Source organism: Fibrella forsythiae (genome assembly GCF_017353175.1).
In the GTDB taxonomy this organism is placed as follows: domain Bacteria; phylum Bacteroidota; class Bacteroidia; order Cytophagales; family Spirosomataceae; genus Fibrella; species Fibrella forsythiae.
Map to the genome: position 1 here is coordinate 911,628 of NZ_JAFMYW010000002.1, position 15,716 is coordinate 927,343.

Annotated in this window: 10 protein-coding genes; 8 read left to right on the plus strand and 2 right to left on the minus strand. The window is 52.9% G+C overall.

Translation table 11 applies throughout. From position 1 onward, the window contains the following. Positions 1-117 precede the first annotated feature (117 nt). Positions 118-1,245, minus strand: coding sequence for an aldose epimerase family protein (locus J2I46_RS09790; RefSeq protein ID WP_207328816.1), 1,128 nt, complete (start codon positions 1,243-1,245; stop codon positions 118-120). 180 nt (positions 1,246-1,425) lie between these two features. Here J2I46_RS09790 and J2I46_RS09795 point away from each other — a divergent pair, with 180 nt between their 5' ends. Then, positions 1,426-2,805, plus strand: coding sequence for a Gfo/Idh/MocA family protein (locus tag J2I46_RS09795; protein ID WP_207328817.1), 1,380 nt, complete (start codon positions 1,426-1,428; stop codon positions 2,803-2,805). Positions 2,806-2,817: 12 nt separating this feature from the next. Further along, positions 2,818-3,741, plus strand: a complete 924-nt coding sequence (locus J2I46_RS09800; protein WP_207328818.1) for an SMP-30/gluconolactonase/LRE family protein — start codon at positions 2,818-2,820, stop codon at positions 3,739-3,741. A 110-nt stretch (positions 3,742-3,851) separates the two neighbouring features. On the opposite strand, the gene J2I46_RS09805 is transcribed toward J2I46_RS09800, so the two are convergent. Then, the gene (locus J2I46_RS09805) at positions 3,852-4,607 is read right to left on the minus strand and encodes an SDR family NAD(P)-dependent oxidoreductase (protein WP_207328819.1); all 756 of its coding nucleotides are present in this window, start codon (positions 4,605-4,607) and stop codon (positions 3,852-3,854) included. A gap of 143 nt (positions 4,608-4,750) precedes the next feature. Between J2I46_RS09805 and J2I46_RS09810 the strand changes: the two genes are divergently transcribed. From J2I46_RS09810 to J2I46_RS09835, 6 genes are all read left to right on the plus strand, one after another. Next, positions 4,751-7,306, plus strand: a complete 2,556-nt coding sequence (locus tag J2I46_RS09810; protein ID WP_207328820.1) for a DUF7133 domain-containing protein — start codon at positions 4,751-4,753, stop codon at positions 7,304-7,306. A 24-nt stretch (positions 7,307-7,330) separates the two neighbouring features. Continuing rightward, the gene (locus J2I46_RS09815; RefSeq protein ID WP_207328821.1) at positions 7,331-8,422 is read left to right on the plus strand and encodes a sugar phosphate isomerase/epimerase family protein; all 1,092 of its coding nucleotides are present in this window, start codon (positions 7,331-7,333) and stop codon (positions 8,420-8,422) included. A 41-nt stretch (positions 8,423-8,463) separates the two neighbouring features. Next, the gene (locus J2I46_RS09820) at positions 8,464-9,249 is read left to right on the plus strand and encodes an SDR family NAD(P)-dependent oxidoreductase (RefSeq protein ID WP_207328822.1); all 786 of its coding nucleotides are present in this window, start codon (positions 8,464-8,466) and stop codon (positions 9,247-9,249) included. 53 nt (positions 9,250-9,302) lie between these two features. Continuing rightward, positions 9,303-10,613, plus strand: coding sequence for an MFS transporter (locus J2I46_RS09825; RefSeq protein ID WP_207328823.1), 1,311 nt, complete (start codon positions 9,303-9,305; stop codon positions 10,611-10,613). A gap of 446 nt (positions 10,614-11,059) precedes the next feature. Further along, the gene (locus J2I46_RS09830) at positions 11,060-11,560 is read left to right on the plus strand and encodes a hypothetical protein (RefSeq protein ID WP_207328824.1); all 501 of its coding nucleotides are present in this window, start codon (positions 11,060-11,062) and stop codon (positions 11,558-11,560) included. A 249-nt stretch (positions 11,561-11,809) separates the two neighbouring features. After that, entirely contained in the window at positions 11,810-15,712 is a 3,903-nt protein-coding gene (locus tag J2I46_RS09835) for a PAS domain-containing sensor histidine kinase (RefSeq protein ID WP_207328825.1), read from the plus strand. Positions 15,713-15,716: the final 4 nt, after the last annotated feature.

Consider the following 15,716-nt stretch of genomic DNA (forward strand, 5'->3'; position numbering starts at 1 on the left):
TTGTAGGCTATTAACGGTATCCTATCCAGTTTAGATTGCATAAATCAAGTATGAATGGTGTATTTGTTAGCTAATGTACCCCGAGTGTATGCATTAGACGTCTAAATGAACAAATAGTCATTTTTGTACTTTGAATTTGTACACGGTTGTGCTCAGGTACGTTGCTCCCGGCCGCAGGGTTGTGGTCGGGAAGTTAGGGTGATTGGGTGAGTCGGGGAAGTGCTGGGTTTCGAGGCACAGCGCAAATCGGCGGGTATAAGCTATACCTTCGGGGCTGCGGACGCTGCCATTCAGGTTGTTGGCCGTGTATAGCTGCACGCCGGGTTCGGTCGTGTAGACCTCCATCAGTCGGCCGCTGGTTGGCTCGAAGACGGTAGCACCCAGTTTCAATTTCGCCGACTGGTCAGTAAACACCCAGCAATGGTCATAGCCTTTGCCGTAGCGGATCTGCGTATCGGTAGTATCGTTGATATGCGCGCCAATGGGTGTTGGTTTGGTGAAGTCGAACGGAGTACCGGCCACTGGCCTGATCTCGCCGGTTGGCACCTGCGTTTTATCTGTCGCCAGCACCTTATCTGCTTTGATCATCACCACGTTGTTCATCACGTCGGCTTTCATCCCGCTCAGGTTGAAATAGGCGTGGTTGGTCAGGTTAACTACCGTCGCCTTATCCGTTGTTGCCTTATAATCAATGCGTAAGGCGTTGTCTTTCTGTAAGGTATATGTTACGTTGACGTTCAGCGTTCCGGGGTAGTTCTCTTCACCGTCGGGCGAGGTGTACTGCAATTTAAGCGCTGGTTCAGCGCCATCGACGGGAGTGGCGTCCCACAGTTTCTTGTCGAAACCAACTTTTCCGCCATGAATATGAATGCCCGATGGGTTGGTGAACAGGGTGTAGTCGGTGCCATCGAGCGTGAATTTACCGTGAGCAATGCGGTTGCCGTATCGGCCAATGATAGGACCTAAGCTCGGCGTGCCTTTCAGATAATCGGCCAACGTACCTAGGCCCAGCACCACGTTTTCTGGTTTGCCCGCTCTATCGGGTACTGTACACGAAACAATATAGCCGCCGTAGTTCGTGATCTTCACTTCCATGCCCTTGGCATTCCGGAGGGTAAAAAGACCAACTTCACGGCCGTCTGGCATCTTGCCGAAGACAGACTGTTCAATGCCTGTTTTCTGATGAACGAATGCATAAAGCAGCACAGTGCTGATGAGCAGGAGAAATGAGGTACGTCTTTTCATGATCGAAAACAGACAGGGCTGCGGGTAATTTATACGAAACGTGAGGCCCGCTGTTGTGAAAGGCGTCGGGCAACATTTATTAACTATGTAAGGGTAAGTGTAAAACGGGGGCGTCTTTTCTGAGCAATAGCAAACCTCACCTAAGACCCGGCGTCGGCCGCCAGAAACGTTGTCGCATCAATGCATCAATTCAACATCAACCGTCGCCACTTCCTGCAGGGAACCACGGCATCACTCGCGCTGGCTGCCTTAGGGGCCAACGGCATGGATATCATTCACCGCGCCAATCCCTATCGGGTCGGGCTGATCGGCACCGGCTGGTACGGAAAAAGTGATTTGTTCCGCCTGATTCAGGTGGCTCCCGTGGAGGTTGTAGCCCTCTGCGATGTAGACAAGAATATGCTGGCCGATGCGGCCAAGTTGGTTAGCCAACGGCAGAAATCGGGTAAGACACCAAAAATGTATGGCGACTACCGGAAAATGCTGGCCGACAACCAGTTTGATATCATCCTGATCGGTACGCCCGATCACTGGCACGCACTTCAGATGATCGATTCGGTAAAAGCGGGTGCACACGTTTACGTGCAGAAGCCGATCAGTGTCGATGTCATGGAAGGCGAGGCGATGGTAGCGGCTGCCCGGAAATACAACAAGGTGGTGCAGGTAGGCACTCAGCGTAAAAGCACACCCCATCTGATCGACGCCAAGAAAAATATCGTTGATGCCGGCCTGCTCGGCAAGGTGTCGCACGTGGAGATGTGCTGTTACTACGCGATGCGGGCCAACGGTAACCCACCGGTGCAGGCTGTTCCCGATTTTCTGGACTATGACATGTGGACCGGACCCGCCCCGTTGCGGCCCTATGATGGCTTGCCGCATGTGCGCTGGTGGCGTACGTTTACCGAATACGGCAATGGCGTCACGGGCGATATGTGCGTTCACATGCTCGATACGGTTCGCTGGATGCTGAACCTGGGCTGGCCCAAACGCATCAGCTCAACCGGTGGTATTTATGTGCAGAAAGAAGGCAAGTCGAACATATCAGATACGCAGTCGGCCATTTTCGAATACGATGATCTGAACTGCGTGTGGCAACACCATACCTGGGGCGGACCGGCCAATCCCGAGTATCCGTGGTCGTTTACCTTGTATGGCGAAAAAGGCACGCTGTGGGGGAGCACCATGCAGTGTGATTTCATCCCGAAAGATGATAAGGGGAAGAAGATCCACCTGGATGTGGTGTACGAAAAAGAGAAATACCCGGAAGACCTGACGGAGCCTACCAACCCCAAAATTGAGCTTAACGCCGCGCCCGCCACGCGCCTGCACATGCTTAATTTCCTGAATGCGATTGAGACGGGTGGCAAGCCCGTTGCCGATATTGAAGAAGGGCATATCTCTACGGCGAGCTGCATTCTGGCCAATATGTCGATGAAAACGGGTCGTCCGATCGTATATGATCCGAAGAAACGGGAAATCATCGGCGACCGCGAGGCGAACGGTCTACTGGCCCGGTCGTATCGTCAGCCGTTTATTCATCCTGATCCTAAGCGTGTATAAAGCAGTTTGTTAATGAACGCATGGTATAAAAAGCAGACACTAGTCGTGGCCCTGCTGACAAGTTTTACAGCGGCTTTCGGGCAACAGTCGGGCAATGCTGGTCTCGATTCAATTAAGGTTGTGGCGCGGGGGGCCGCCCTCCGGCAGGTATCGTCTCAGTTCACGTTTACTGAAGGCCCAACCGTCGATAAAAAAGGAACAATCTATTTCACCGATCAGCCAAATGATAAAATCTGGACGTATGATACGGATGGGAAACTGGCCGTTTTTATGGACAAAACGGGGCGATCGAACGGACTTTACATCGATAAAGCAGGCAATCTGATCGCCTGCGCCGATCTGAAGAATGAACTGTGGTCGATTAGTCCCACCAAAGAAGTGAAGGTGCTACTGGCTACCTACCAGGGCCATCGGTTCAACGGACCCAATGATGTGTGGCTTGATCCGAAAGGGGGAATTTACTTTACTGATCCGTTTTACGAACGCTCCTATTGGGAGCACAAAGAGCCGGATATGGCAAAGCAGAACGTGTATTACCTTCCCAAAGGCAAAACGGAAGCCCAACTGGTTGATAGTGACCTGAAGCAGCCCAACGGTATTGTTGGTACGCCCGACGGGAAGTACCTGTACGTGGCCGACATTCGGGATAGTAAAACGTACAAATACGAGATTGCCAAAGATGGTAGCCTGACCAACCGTCAGCTGTTTATTTCGCAGGGATCTGACGGTATGACGCTGGATAAGCAGGGAAATCTGTACCTGACGGGCAGAGGCGTTACTGTCTACAATTCTGCCGGGAAAAAGCTTGGCAATATTCCGGTCCCATCGCGGTGGGTAGGTAATGTGTGTTTCGGCGGTAAAGATCGTAACCTGCTGTTTATCACCGCCACCGAATCTGTCTACACGCTGGATATGGCGGTGAAAGGCGTAGAGTAACGTACCTTACTGGATGCATTGTGTTGCAGACGCGTTGACAGGTTGCTGACGCCTGGTCGAAGGGCTATGCGTCAGCAACCTGTCAACGCGTCTGCAACGTACCTGCGCGCCTAGTACGTTGCTCGGCCGCCCGACAGATCAAAGATGAAACCGGTGGTAAAGCTGGCTTCGGGCGAGACGATCCAGGCGGCAAGCGACGCCACTTCGTCGACAGTGCCCAAACGCTTCATGGGAATTTTGGCTGTCATATAAGCCAACTGGTCGGGTGCTGTGTTTTCGTTCATGGCCGTTCTGATCACCGCCGGAGCAATGCCGTTGACAGTAATACCCGTTTCGGCGTATTCTTTACCAACCCCTTTTACAAGGCCAATCACCCCCGCTTTCGTTGAGGAATAGCCTGCCATAAATGGGTTGCCTTCTTTTCCGGCAATAGAGGCTAGATGAAGGATACGGCCGTAGTTGGCCGATTTCATGGCATTAATGGCCCATTTTGTCATCAGGAAAGCTCCCCGCAGATTGACCGAATAAACCCGGTCATATTCATCAACGGAATAGTCGGTGATACGGGTGCTGGTTGGCCCGACAATACCGGCCGAGTTGACCATAATATCCAGTCGGCCCAACTCATCGACTACCGCCTGAACGGACCTGGCCACGACCGTTTCCTGCGAAATGTCGACAACGTACCCACGAACCGGGAAACCCCGCTCACTGAATTCAGAGCAGGTACGTTGCAGCGAATCTTCATTGATATCGAACAGCGCAAGTGTAGCACCTTCAGCGGCTAAACGGCCGGCAATGGCTTTGCCGATGCCATCAGCGCCGCCTGTAATAAGGGCTACCTGGTTTGAAAATTGAGTTGACATACGGGAAAAAAGGCATCTGGATTATCCAGGAAACATAATCGGATAAATTGCATTAGTTACTGATCTGTTTTTACTTTTCCTTGATAAAGTGTAGGAAATCAGGCTGTAAGAGGCCTGTCATCGGTATCATTCCGTTTGCTGCCATGGTCAAGCCCATTAACATCGTTTGTTTACTCAGCGCTGGCCTGCTGGGCATGTTGGGCTTTACCGACCATATCGGTTTATCAGATTCCGGCCCAACACCCGTACACTCGCCCGCCGAAGAGCTGGGTACGTTCCGGCTCGAACCCGGCCTGAGCATTCAACTGGTGGCGGCCGAACCCCTGGTGCAGGACCCCGTTGTGATGACGTTCGATGCCGACGGTCGGTTGTGGGTTGTGGAAATGCGGGGGTATATGCGCACGATCGATGGCGACGGCGAGAAAGAACCGATCGGTCGTGTATCGGTTCTCGAAGACACCAACGCCGACGGGCGCATGGATGCCAGCACCATTTACCTAGATAGCCTGGTGATGCCCCGCGCGTTGGCCCTGGTTCCGGGTGGCGCATTGGTAGCCGAAAACGAGAAACTATGGCTGACGCGGGATGTGAACGGCGATTTGAAAGCAGACACGAAAACGCTGGTCGATGCAGCTTATGCCGGTAGTGCCCTGCCGGAACATGCCGGTAATGGCCTCTGGCGAGGTATAGATAATTGGTACTACAACGCCAAATCGCGCTTTCGCTACCGGCAGATGGGCACCAACTGGCAACGCGATTCAACCGAGCTACGCGGGCAGTGGGGCATTAGTCACGACGATCAGGGACGGCTTTATTACAACTACAACTGGTCACAGTTGCACGCCGATCTGGTGCCGCCAAATTATTTGTCGCGCAATAAAAACCACGCGCCCACCACAGGCATTGATCACGGCCTGACGATTGATCGGCGCGTGTACCCCATTCGCTCAACGCCCGCCGTCAATCGCGGTTATATTCCAGGTACGTTGGATAAAGAGGCGCGGCTACTGGAGTTTACGGCGGCCTGTTCGCCACTGGTGTATAGGGGGAAAACGCTGCCTGCGCCTTATATGGGCAATGTTTTCGTGTGTGAACCATCGGGTAACCTCATCAAACGTAATGTCGTTGGCGAGCAAGGCGTACTGCTGAACGCGCACGACCCTCACCCCGGCACCGAATTTCTGGCCTCTACCGATGAACGGTTTCGGCCAGTGAACCTGGCAACAGGTCCCGATGGGGCGCTATACGTGGCCGATATGTATAAGGGCATTGTGCAGCATAAAGCATACATGACGCCCTACCTGCGCGAACAGACACTAGCCCGGCACCTGGACGCACCCATCAATCGGGGGCGAATCTGGCGCATTGTGCCGACCAGTTGGAAACCCACCAAACCTGCCAATCTATCCGTGGCGTCTTCCGCTCAACTGGCAGGCTACCTTTCGCATGCAGACGGTTGGTACCGCGATATGGCGCAGCGGCTACTCGTTGAGCGAAATGACCACCGCGTTGTTCCTACCTTACTCAACCTGATTCATACCGGTAATAACCAACTTGGCCGGTTCCACGCACTTTGGACGCTGGAGGGAATGGGAGCGCTTCAGTCAGCCTACTTGCTGCCACTTGTATCGGACCATAATGCCTTGGTGAGCAGCACAGCCATTCGACTACTTGAGCCATTTGCTGCAAACAATGCTCAGGTACGTTCCTCGCTAGCCATCCTGCTACTAAAGAATTGGGCCAAGTCGACAGACAAGCAAGTAATGCAAATGGCTTTGTCGGCCCAGGCACTGGATCAGCCAGCGGCGCAGCAGTTACTGGCGAACATCGTAACGAAATACGGTAATATGCCTCTCATGCGCGACGCCGTTCTGAGCAGCCTGGGAAACATGGAATGTGCCTTTCTGCAGCGACTATGGGTATTGCCTGCCTGGAAAACGGGTGATGCGTCGAAGCAGATCTTTCTGGAAATGCTGACCACCGCCCTCATCCGCAAGCACGATCGGGCTGAACTGACAGCGTTGTTAGCGCTACTCGATGTTGATAAAAAAGCCGTTGGCTGGCAACATAAAGCCGTGCTAACCGCCCTGTCGGTTCAGGGGAAATCGGCTAACCAGATGCCTGTTAAGCTGAGTGCCGCACCAGCGTTGTTGTTCCGGTCATATGTAAATGCTGCCGAAGCAGCGGCCATTGGCACACTCTTCGACTGGCCCGGCCATGCCGGACAAACCAGCATTGCGCAAAAGAAAAATCCGTTGACCGGCGATGAACAGAAACTCTTTGCCGCTGGGCGGCAACACTACTTAACCACCTGCGCCGGTTGTCACGGGACAGACGGGGCTGGTCTGAATCGGTTTGCGCCGCCGTTAGCGGGCTCAGACTGGGTAACGGGCGACGAAAAACGGCTGGCGCTGATTGTGTTGCACGGCATAGAAGGGCCCATTAGTGTGGCCGGAAAACGCTACGACGCCCCCAATATCCTGCCCGTTATGCCCGCCCATTCAACCATGGACGATGCCACCATCACGGCAATTCTGATGTACATCCGCAACGAGTGGGGAAATGACGCCGGGCCAATTGGCAAGCGCACCGTTGGCATGACCAGGGTTACCTCGCAGGGGCGGGTAATGCCCTGGAAAGCGGCTGAACTGATTAAATACGCAGTGGAAGCGAACGCCAATACGACCAGTGAAAAGTAACGAACTCCCTTTCTACCTGAACCCATGAACCACCGCCAACAACCCGCCAATTTGCCGCTTGATCGCCGTGATTTTCTGCATCGGGCCACGCTTGGTGCCCTGGCGTTGTCATTGCCGGAACTGCCTGACCTGGCCAAATCCGTGCCAATGGGCGTGGTGGTGCATTCGTACGGCAATCGCTGGAATTCAAAAGCAGGGAGCCAGCAATATCCTGGCTTTGCCGACGCCATCGACCTGCTGAACCACTGTCACGAACTGGGCGCGGGGGGCGTGCAGGTAGTGATGAGCAACTGGACGGGCGATTTCGCTAAAAAGGTTCGCGACCGGCGGGAGAAACTGGGCCTGTATCTGGAAGGGTCAATCAGTGTACCTAAAACACCCGACGACGTACCCCGCTTTGAGCAGGATGTAGCCAACGCCAAAGAAGCTGGTGCCAACATACTGCGAACGGTCTGTTCGGCTGGTCGGCGGTACGAAACCTACCACTCGGCCGACGCATTCCAGACGCTGAAGAAACAGGCCATGACATCGCTTCTGTTGGCTGAACCTGTATTGCGAAAACACAAGGTGAAGCTCGGCGTAGAGAATCACAAAGACTGGCGGGCCGACGAACTGGCTAATATGCTCAAGCAAACGGGTAGTGAGTGGATCGGTGCAACGGTCGATTTCGGCAATAGCATTGCCCTGCTCGAAGACCCCATTACCGTGGTGCAAACGCTGGCCCCCTACGTGATCAGTACCCACATCAAAGATATGGCCGTTGAGGAGTATCCAGACGGTTTTCTGCTGTCGGAAGTACCGCTCGGCCAGGGGATACTCGACCTGCCAACCATGATTTCACGTTGCAGGCAGCACAACCCCGCCGTCACGTTCAGCCTCGAGATGATCACCCGCGACCCGCTGGAGATTCCGTGCCTGAAGCCCGATTACTGGCAAACCTTTGGCGATGTGCCGGGTAGTGAACTGGCTCGTACGCTGGCGATGGTGAAGCACCACAAACCGGCTTCGTCGCTGCCAAGGGTGGCAAAACTGACCGACGAAGAGCGCCTTGCCCTTGAGGAGAAGAACATCGTTGATTGCTTAGCCTATAGTAAACGCCAGTTAGCCATTCGGTAACGGCAACTCTCGTGTCACCTCTGCCACCAACCCTGACTATTATGCCACATCCTCCCTTACCGGGCATTGCTTTATTTAACTTAACCGGCAAATCCGCGATCATCACCGGCGGGTCGAAAGGGCTTGGTTTAGCCATGGCCGCCGGACTGGCCTCGGCCGGGGCCAATGTTATGCTGGTGAACCGAAACGCCGAAGAAGGGGCGAAAGCCGCCGATGACCTACGGCAACAGTACAGTACAACCATCCTGTCGTTTCCCGCCGATATCACTGACCAGCAGCAAACCGAAGCCATGGCGCAGGCCGCCATCGATGCCTTCGGCCGAATCGATATTCTGATCAACAGCGCCGGTATCAACATTCGGGGAGCAATCGATGAACTGACTCCCGCCGAGTTCAATAAGGTGATGGAGGTGAATGTCAATGGTACCTGGTTGTGCTGTCGGGCAGTAACACCTTTCATGAAACAGGCGGGCAGTGGCAAAATCATTAACCTGGCCAGCACCCTTGGTCTGGTTGGATTGGCAAACCGGACCCCCTATACCGCCAGCAAAGGTGCCGTGGTGCAGATGACCCGCGCGCTGGCGCTCGAACTGGCTCCGTTCAACGTGAACGTCAACGCGATCTGTCCCGGCCCGTTTCTGACAGAGATGAACATACCAATTGCCGATTCAGAAGAAGCCAAAAAGTTTGTCGTTGGCGCTACTGCCCTGGGGCGATGGGCACTATTGCCGGAAATCCAGGGTGCCGCCATCTTCCTGGCCAGCAATGCCGCCAGCTACATGGTGGGCTCCATTCTCACCGTCGATGGCGGCTGGACAGCCCGGTAACTTTTGCCCTACTCTATTTCCGACCTAGTCAACACGTACCTACATCACTCCGCATGGAACAGGCAGTTGATCATACTAAACGAACCGGAACGCGCTACGGCATGCTTGCGCTCGTATTTGTCAATGTGGTTATCAATTACCTGGACCGCAGCAACCTGGCTGTGGCTGCTTCGTCACTGAGTAAGGAGTTAGACCTCTCGCCGGTTCAGCTGGGATTGATCTTCTCGGCCTTCGGCTGGTCATACGCCTCTCTGCAGATTCCCGGCGGGTTACTCGCCGACCGCTTTGGGCCGCGTATACTGTATGCGTTCTGCCTCATCACCTGGTCGCTGGCCACTGTGTTTCAGGGCTTTGTCAGAGGATTTGTTTCCCTGTTTTCGCTCCGGCTGGCAACGGGGGCCTTTGAAGCGCCTTCCTATCCGATCAACAACCGGGTAGTTACCAGCTGGTTTCCCGACCACGAGCGGGCATCGGCCATTGCCATGTATGTATCCGGCCAATTCATCGGGCTTGCGTTTCTGACGCCGGTGCTGGTAATGCTTCAGGTGCACATTGGCTGGAAGGGGCTGTTTATCACCACTGGCGTAATTGGCCTGGTGTGGGGCGTTGTCTGGTACCTGCTCTACCGCGACCCACTCGACCATGCAGAGGTGAATCAGGCCGAACTGGACTATATCGAAGCGGGTGGGGGCGTAATCAATAGAAACAAGCCCGTTGCATCCGGGGCATCGGTCTGGCAATGGAACAACCTGCGGCAGGTGTTCTCGAGCAAGACGCTCTGGGGCGTTTACATCGGTCAGTTCTCGGTTAATGCGATGCTCTGGTTCTTCCTGACCTGGTTTCCAACGTACCTGGTAAAGTACCGGGGACTCGATTTCATCAAGTCTGGTTATCTGGCGTCCGTTCCGTTTCTGGCGGCCTGTGCTGGTCTGTTGCTGTCTGGCTTTGTGTCTGATCGGCTGGTTTGCAATGGTACGTCGGTCAGTGTAGCACGTAAAGCCCCCATCATCATTGGTCTGTTTTTGTCTGTCAGCATTATTGGCGCCAATTATACGAATGAAACGTACCTGATTATCTTCTTTATGGCGATGGCTTTCTTTGGCTCAGGTATGGCGCTCATCTCGTGGGTATTCGTATCTGTGCTGTCGCCGAAACATCTGATCGGATTAACCGGGGGCGTATTCAACTTCATGGGTAACCTGGCCTCTATTGTAGTGCCTATTGTTATTGGTTTTCTGGCCCGTGAAGGTGACTTCAAACCCGCGCTGGTGTTTATCGGCGCACTCGGTCTGGTAGGAGCCTGTTCATATATCTTCCTGGTCGGCAAAATTGAGCGGGTTGTAACCAGAACAGTCACCCTCTGAATGTGGCAGGCAGCGCGCCGCCAACTACATCTCCCTTCCATATGATTCGGGCTTGGTAGCCCGTGCAATGTTGGCGATTAATATGCGCATAAGGCTGGTATACGTGTATCTGGTACTGACGGTGCACCAAACGATGCCGCTTCTATAGCTAAGACTACTAAGGCGATAGTTAATATAGTGTAATAGTTAGTATAACAGTTTATACTTATGTATGTAGTTGGCCTGGTTACGTAGCCACTTTGGCCTAACATATTGCTAAGCGGCTCGCTAGAAGCCATTCATTTAGACTATTGATAGAATTAATATACGTTTAATTGAAAGTGTGATCAGATTAATATTTTAGAGAAAAAAAATGCCGTATTTCCTGAAAGTTTTCTAGTCTATAGATAAATAGGGTTTTTATTTTTTGCTGCTTCAGCTACATCTGAGTATAGCAGCCCATACAAATGGAAATTATTGATAAACACAGGGTTGTGCTGATTCATTCTGCCGATCCGTTGAAGCAACCCGACGAGTTTTATAATTCAATTAATTATGTGTCAGAGCGTTATCGAATTTTTGTAAGCGACGATGGCCAGACACTGGAATTCTACTTACTCCTTAAAAAACCCTATACGACTGATTTAACCCGTCTCTACAAAGCACTTTTTGGCAGTTCGCCCGTACTTAAACCAATACCCGATAAATACTCAAATTTCCCGGGTAATCAACCCCTCTACAGCGACTCTGGTAGCATAAGCATGCGTGGTGAAATCACCAGCGATAAACTCGTTGAATATGGGTTTGTCGAAGACCTGTTTCGCCGGGACAGATGGCACTATAAGGGCGTGGCAGGTTGGCATTCACCTTTAACCAAGGCCTTTTATTTCGATCAGTATCCCCAGGAAACCCATAGCCTGGACGCGCTGGAGTTCATTGTCCGTTTGATCGATCGTGCCGACAAGTAAGACAAATTGACCGCGCTACGCGTTGACATTTACAGGTAAGACTATGGTTAGCTAACCAATGTTTGATCTGTAATTACTTGTCTGTCAACACAAAACAATAGTAATTGCCCGCCACGCAAGGCATTGCGACGTATCTCTTTTTATAGCAAAAGTTGTATTCCAGTATAAGGCTGCTAACAAGTAGCCAGCCACTTTGTTATTAAAACAAGATAAAAAAGGCCGGGGAGTATAGTTTAAGCTGGGTGACGAATGCATAATGGGGATAAATTAATACCAGACAACAAAGCACTTAACCAACGACTCGATGCTTATTCTGCTCTCAGGGCAGCTAACCTGGGCATATGGGAAGTAAATACGGAAGAGGCAACCATCTATTACGATGATCGATGTCGGGAATTGCTGGGGCTGCCGGTCGACAGGGCAATGCCTCTTGACGAATTCCTCAACCGGATAAATCCTGCTGAAGCGCGAGAAGCCCGTTTGGCGATTGATGGAGCCATGAACGGGCAGATGCGGGGGCAGTATGATTACACCTTTCGCCCCCTTGGCACTGGCATCCAGCTGGCGCGTCTGGTTCGCTTTATCGGGCAGGCTCAGGTTGATGAACAGGGAAAACATGCCCGATTGGTAGGCATAGCGCAGGACATAACCACCACGATAACCCAGCAGCAGGTTGCCGACAGTGAAGCGCGTTTCCGTACCATGGTTGAGCAGGCGCCGGTGGCTATGTGCCTCTTCAGCGGCCCACAGTTTGTTGTTACCCTGGCCAATGAGCGCATGCTTGAATTCTGGGGGCGAAAGCGGGAACAGGTACTCAGCAAACCCGTATTCGAGGCACTGCCGGAAGTGGTTGGGCAAGGGTTCAGCGAACTGCTGAATGGCGTTTACCGTACCGGAGAACGATTCGTTGCTAAAGAACGGGCCGTATTACTTGAGCGGAATGGTCAGGTTGAACGTACCTACATTGATTTTGTCTACGAGGCGTTTTATGAGGCCGATGGCACCATTTCAGGCGTTACGGCCGCCTGCATTGAAGTGACCGAGCAAGTAAATGCCCGCCATATTGTTGAAGAAAACGAAGCTAAGCTCCGGGTACTTATCGAAGAGGCACCCGTAGCCACTTGCCTTTTTGTAGGGCGCGAACTCCTTATCGAGCTGGCCAACAAGCCAATGCTCGATTTCTGGGGTAAAGGCAGTTCCGCTTTGGGGAAACCACTGGCCCAGGCGCTCCCTGAACTTATTGATCAGCCTTTCCTGAAAATACTGGACGATATATTTACTACGGGTGAAGCCTACCATTCTACCGCTGCGCCCGCCGATCTGGTTGTTGATGGGGTGTTGAGCACGTACTATTTCGATTTTACGTACAAGCCAATTCGTACCAAAACCGGTGAGGTCTATGCCATTATGAACATGGCGGTCGACGTGACCGAGCAGGTGCTTTCCAGGAACAGGCTGGTAGAAAGCGAAGCCTATTTCCGCCAGCTTTCAGACAACGTACCCGCCATGATCTGGACGACAAAGCCAGATGGGTATTGTGATTACCTGAACAAACAGTGGTACGACTTTACGGGCCAAACCAAAAGCGAAGCCGAAGGGTATGGCTGGCTCGATGGCACCCACCCCGAAGATGCCGTGCAGGCTGGCCAGCTTTTCATCGACGCCAATACGAGGCAGGTACCCTTCAGTGCGTTGTATCGACTGCGGAAAAAAGAGGGTAATTATCGTTGGGTGATTGATCAGGGCCACCCGCGCTTTGATTCAAATGGCGTTTATCAGGGCATGGTTGGTACGGTGGTGGATGTGCACGAGCAGAAACTGGCGGAAGAAGAACGGCAGAAACTCGTTACCCTGATGGAGGCCAGCCACGAGTTTGTTGGGCTAGCCGACAAAGATGGGTTCATTCAGTATGGAAACCCTGTTGCGCGCCAGCTGCTGGGGTGGACGTCCATGGAGGGCAAAACGATTTTGGACTGTGTGTATCCGGATGATCGGGATCAGGCCAGAGAACTGCTGGCCGAATTGGTTGACAAAGGGCATATCTCGCACGAGATCCGTTTTCTGAACGAGCGGACCGGTGAACCGTTCTGGCTGCAATGGAATGGCGTTGCGATTAAAAACGCAACCACCGGTGAGCTGATATCGACAGGAACCGTTAGCCCTGATATTACCGAGCGGCGAAAAATAGCGCAGGAACTGGAAGCCAGCGAGGCGAAGCTCCGGTCGCTCATTGCCAGTGCTCCAGCCGGTATGGGCCTCTTCGTTGGCCGCGATCTGGTTGTCGAAATGCCCAATCAGGTGTTTATCGACATTGTAGGAAAAGGGCCGGATATTGTTGGAAAACCCCTTCGCGAGGTTATGCCGGAACTGGATAGCCAGCCTTTCCTGCAAATTCTGGATGAGGTATATACATCGGGCAAGATGTACCAGTCGTTTGGAGCGCAGGTCAATATTGTGCAGCGGGGCGTAATGACCCACAATTTCTACAACATTACCTACAGCCCATTGCTCGATGTCAATGGTGAGGTCTACGCCATTCTGGATATCGCCATAGACGTGACCGAGCAGATAAAAGCTCAAAAACGGCTTGAAGAAAGCGAACTATTCGCGCGTAGCATCATCGAGAATTCGCCTGTGGCCAAGGCTGTGTTTGTGGGCGAATTCATGATTATTAAAACCGTTAACGAACGCATGCTCGATATGATGGGGCGCGATGCCAGTATCATCGGGCAGCCGTTTACGGTAGCCATGCCCGAACTGCAGCAAACGCCCATGATGGAACGGCTCCTGCACGTATTGACAACGGGCGAGACATTCTACCAGCCAGAAGAAAAAATTGACCTCGTTCGGTTTGGGAAGCCGTATACGGGTTACTTCAATTACGTGTACAAAGCGCTTAGCCACACAAACGGAGAGCGGTATGGCGTACTGGCCACGGCTACCGAAGTAACCGATCAGGTCGTAGCCCGACATAAGATAGAAGAGAGCGAAAAGCAATTTCGTGCGCTGCTGGAAGCGATTCCGGCCATCGCCTGGACAAATTCTCCAACGGGCGAAATTACGTTCTGTAACCAGCGTTTGTTTGACTACATGGGCCTGGATTCCCACCAGTTGCTGACTATTGATTGGCAAATGGTTATTCACCCCGACGATCTGGCTCATTCGATGGCTCTATATAGGCAAGCGCTGACATCTGGGCAGGATTATGTGGCCGAGAATCGCTACCGCCGGGCCGATGGCATGTATCGCTGGCACCTTAATCGGGCGTTGCCGTTACGCGACGAACTGGGCCAGATCACCAAGTGGGTGGGTACGGCCACGGATATTCACGAACAGAAACAACAGGAAGCAGAACTGGAAAGGCAGGTGGCGGCACGTACCCAGCAACTGAATGCATCTATTCAGGACCTGCAACGCTCAAATGATAACCTGCAACAATTTGCCTATATCGCCAGCCACGATTTGCAGGAGCCCCTGCGCAAAATTCAGGCGTTCAGCACGTTGCTAAGCACAGGCTATGCGGACCAGCTCGGAGAAGGCACTGATTACCTGACACGAATGCAGGCGGCGGCCAGTCGGATGTCAACGCTTATCAGAGATCTGCTGACCTATTCGCGTATCTCGACCAGGCAGGAGGAATCGGCCCCGGTAGCACTGGAACGGGTTGTGCAGCATGCGCTTCTCGATTTGGAACTGGTCATTGAAGAGAGCAGTGCTACTATTGAGGTAGCACAACTGCCAATCATCCAGGGCGATGAAACACAACTGAACCAACTCATGCAGAATCTGTTGAGCAATGCCCTGAAGTTTCGTCGACAGGATGCGGATGGTCAGTGGATCTCTCCCGTTATTCGGGTGTCTGCCCGGCATATACGGATAGACGATTTGCCCGCCTCTGTGAAACCCGCCCGGAAAACAAGAGCCTATTATCAGATCGACGTAGCCGACAATGGAATTGGGTTTGATGAAAAATACGCCAACCGCATCTTCCAGGTTTTTCAGCGGCTGCATGGTAAAGGTGAATTTGCCGGTACCGGAATAGGGCTGGCCATCTGCGAAAAAGTGGCTGCCAACCATGGCGGGGCCATAACGGCGATGGGTAAGCCAGGCGAGGGGGCAGCCTTCAGCGTTTATTTCCCGATTCCAGACTAAGGCC